This window comes from Mesorhizobium sp. M2A.F.Ca.ET.039.01.1.1 (assembly GCF_003998035.1).
Classification (GTDB): domain Bacteria; phylum Pseudomonadota; class Alphaproteobacteria; order Rhizobiales; family Rhizobiaceae; genus Mesorhizobium.
In genome coordinates this window covers 1-3,871 of sequence record NZ_RZRY01000594.1, presented here as the reverse complement: position 1 = coordinate 3,871, position 3,871 = coordinate 1, and the positions used below count along the sequence as shown (strand labels likewise).

Annotated in this window: 4 protein-coding genes; all 4 read left to right on the top strand. The window is 63.9% G+C overall.

The annotated features are described in order from the left end of the window. Nucleotides 1-1,456, top strand: a 1,456-nt coding sequence (locus EOA24_RS30015; protein ID WP_127410379.1) for an amino acid permease, incomplete at its 5' end; no start/stop codon positions are given. Nucleotides 1,457-1,485: 29 nt separating this feature from the next. After that, nucleotides 1,486-2,880: a glutamine synthetase family protein gene (locus EOA24_RS30010; protein ID WP_126082015.1), complete on the top strand. Its 1,395-nt coding sequence runs from the start codon at nucleotides 1,486-1,488 to the stop codon at nucleotides 2,878-2,880. Nucleotides 2,881-2,999: 119 nt separating this feature from the next. Further along, a complete protein-coding gene (locus EOA24_RS30005) occupies nucleotides 3,000-3,728 on the top strand; it encodes an AzlC family ABC transporter permease (RefSeq protein ID WP_126082016.1) in 729 nt (242 codons plus the stop codon). Beyond that, on the top strand, nucleotides 3,725-3,871 hold a 147-nt coding region (locus tag EOA24_RS30000; RefSeq protein WP_189354356.1), incomplete at its 3' end, for an AzlD domain-containing protein. The genes EOA24_RS30005 and EOA24_RS30000, both read left to right, overlap by 4 nt.

The window sequence follows — 3,871 nt, the reverse complement described above, 5'->3', positions numbered from 1 at the left end:
TGGTCCGCTGGTCGGCGTCATCGCCGGATGGGCCCTTCTTATCGGCTACGTTTTCACGGCATCCGCGGTAATACTTGGCACAGTCAGCACGGCGCTGGCTTTCGCGCATCAGATCGGCTTCGAGACAAGCGCCGTTGGGGTCGTGCTTGCGCTCAGCATCGTCGCTCTGGTCGTCGCATGGTGGTTCGCTTACCGCGACATCAAGCTCTCGACGCGTGTCACGCTCGGCATCGAATTCGCGACGCTTGCTCTCATCCTGCTCACCGTCGTCATTTTCTTCGTGCACCGGGGATCCATCGGCGATGCCGCGCAGACGGGACTTCAGGACGTTCACTTTGAACAATTGCGGCTTGGTCTGGTCCTGGCTTTCTTCAGCTTTGTCGGATTCGAGAGCGCGACCGTGCTGGGGACGGAGTCCCAGCAGCCCCGGCGATTCATTCCGAGGGCGGTGATCGCCAGCGTCATCGGCGTCGGCCTCATCTTCGTCATCAGCTCATACGGCCTCGTGGCCGGCTTCCACGGTGTCGACCCGAGCCTGGACAAATCCGATGCGCCGCTGACGGTCCTGGCGCAATCCTTCGGCGGCGGCTTCATCGGGATCCTGATCTCGGCAGGCGTAGCCCTCAGTTTCTTTGCCTGCATCCTGGGCAGCATCAATGCCGGGGCGCGTGTGCTCTACACGCTGTCGCATCATGGCCTTTTCCACAATTCGGCGCGGGCGACGCATCTGGCGCATGCCTCGCCGCATATCGCCGTGACCGTGGTCGGCATCGTGGCGCTGGTCAGCGGCAAGGTGATCAGCCGGCTGTCGGGGGTCGCCGCGACCATTGTCAGCCTGGCGCTGCTGATCATCGTCCATTCGGTGTTCCTCAACTGGACCGACCTGTTCAAGGGCAACCAGGCTTTCTTCGGCATTCCGAAAGTCGTCGGCCTGCCCTGGATGCTGGTCTTCGCGGTGCTGGCGATCGTGGCGGCGCGGCTGTTCAAGGACAGCCGCTGGGGCCTGCAGCTGCGAGCCAGCGCGCAGAGCCCGCAGGCTGCCGCGGCACTCGGCATCGATGCGAAAAAGCTGCGGCTGATGTCATGGGTGCTGTCGGCGCTGATCTGCGGCCTTGCCGGCGTGCTCTATGCCTATTTCGCCGGCACGATCAGCCCGAAACTTTTCTACTTCCAGATGATCTTCAACACGCTGGCGATGCTGATCCTTGGCGGCATGGCGACGGTGACCGGGGCGGTGACCGGCGTCATCGTGCTTTCGATCGGGCTGGAATTCATCCGCAGCATCGAGTCCGGCGTGAGCGTCGCGGGTATCCAAATGCCGCAGCTGCTTGGACTGTCGGGCGTGGCGCTCGGCGTGGTCATCGTGCTTTGCATGGCGTTCCGGCCAAGCGGCATCAGCGGCCGGCATGAGCTCGATGAGCTTGTGTCGCTTCTTTTCCGGCGCAATGACAGATAGCGTCGTCATTTCCTGGTGGAGGGTTGAACGTGGAATTTGAGGACAGGGTGGCGGCGTATGCGCCGAAGCTCGAAGCGTTGCAGGCCGAGCTCGCATCGCGCGGCGTCGAGTTCGTCGAGGTGCATACGGTCGATACGTCGGGCGTAGTGCGCTCCAAGATCGCGCCGCTGAAGCTCTCGACCTCGGGCGAATCGATCAATGCCATCCTCTATTGCGTCACCCATGGCGACGGCCAGCCGATGGGCGACGTCGCCTTCGCGTCGCCAAGCGCCAATGAGGAGAACGGCTTTCCCAACATCAAGGGCATCATCGACCCGGACACGGTGGTGCAGCATGGCTGGAAGCCGAAATTCGCTTCCGCCATCACGCGCTCCTACATGCTCGACGGCGCGCCTTGCGCCTACGATCCGCGCAACGTCCTCGCCCGTGTCGAGGAGCGCGCGCGGGCGCTCGGCTACGAGCCGAAATTCGCCCTCGAATACGAGTTCGGCATTTTCCACGCCGACCACGATCTGATGCGCGCCGGCCGCTATCGCGAGCTGAAGCCGTGGGGCCATTCACTGATCAACTACGACCTCGTGCGCAGCGGCGAGTACCAGGATTTCGCCGCCGAGTTCATCACGCGCATGAAGAGCATCGACATCGGCGTCGCATCGCTGGTCACCGAATATGGCTACGGCATGTATGAATATGCGCTGACGCCGAAGAGCGCCCTGGCGGCGGCGGATGCCGCGATGCGCGCCAAGCTGCATCTGCGCGAGCTGTGCGCCGAGCGTGGGCTGGTCGCCACCTTCATGACGCGCTTCCAGCCGCCCGGCAAGGAAAGCGCCTGCGGCGCGCACCACCATGTCAGCCTGTGGCAGGACGGCAAGCCTGCCTTCGCGGCCGGCCCGAACCGGTTGACGCCGGTCGCCGAGAAATTCCTCGCCGGCGTGCTCAACCGCATGCAGGAGACGCATATTTTCTTCCGGCCGACCGTCAATTCCTACCGCCGCTTCGATCGCGGCGCGTGGTCGCCGGAAGACGTCGCCTGGGGGTTCGAGAACCGCACTGCGCCGATCCGCGCCATCACCACGCCGAACGATGCCGCGTGCCGGTTCGAGCACCGAGCGCCCGGCGCCGACGTCAATCCTTACCTGTCGATCGCCGCGATCCTGGCGGCAGGCTGCGAAGGCATCGAGAAGAACCTGCCGCTCGAGCCACCGGTGACGAGCAACCTTGCCAATCTCGACAAGCCGAAGCTGCCGCGCACGCTGAACGCGTCCATTGAGGCCTTCGCCGGATCCGATTTCTGCGCCGAGGCTTTCGGCGAGGCGTTCCGCGACAATTATGCCGAGAGCCGCCGCGCCGAGCAGGCGGCCTTCGATGCCTGGCAGGCGTCGCATATCACCGACTTCGAATGGCAGCGCTATTTCGCAAGCTGAGCCAGCAAACCGTAGGCGCGTTAGAACCCGGCGATCAGTTCCGCTGATCGCTGGGTCAAGCGAATTGGTGTGACAAGCGGGGCGACGCTCCCTACATGAGGCCGCTCAAGGAGCGGCGCATGGTAACGGAAGCAATCTCTGAGAGCAGAACCGGCGGCGATTTCTGGGATGGCGTGCGATTGTCGATGCCGGTCGTGGTCGCTTCTGCGCCGTTCGCGATCTTGTTCGGCGCGATCTCCGTCGACAATGGTTTCTCGGTGCTTGAGGCGTTCCTTATGAGCGCCATGATCTATGGCGGCGCCAGCCAGATGGTCGGCATCGAATTGTTCGGCCAGCATGTCGCGCCGTGGCTGATCGTGCTGTCGATCTTCGCGGTGAATTTCCGACACGTGCTCTATTCCGCCGGCATCGGCCGCCGCATCGCGCATTGGCCATTGCTGCAGCAGGCGCTGGGCTATTTCATCCTCACCGACCCGCAATTTGCAGTGGCGGAGGCGAGGGCCGTGTCGGGCAAGCCAGTCGGGTTCGTCTGGTATCTTGGACTTGGCCTGCCGGTCTACGTGTTTTGGGTCATCGAAAGCGGGTTGGGCGCGGTGTTCGGCAAGCTCATTCCGGATACCCATGCGCTGGGCATCGATTTCCTGCTGCCGATCTATTTTCTCGGCCTCGTCCTCGGTTTCCGCAAGCGGCCGCTATGGCTGCCCGTCGTCGCCGCAAGCGCGGCCGCATCGATCATCGCCTACAAGACGGTCGGCTCTCCCTGGCATGTTTCGATCGGCGCGATCGCCGGCGTGCTGCTGGCGGTGATCCTGCCGCCGCATCACAGCGGAATAGGGGAGCGGCCGTGAGCACGACCTTCTGGATCATCCTTGCCGGCGCGATCGCCACCTATCTGACCCGGGTCGGCGGCCACCTCGTCATCTCGCGCTTCGAGAATATCCACCCGCGCGTCGAGGCGGGGCTGAACGCCGTGCCGGCCGCGGTGCTGACG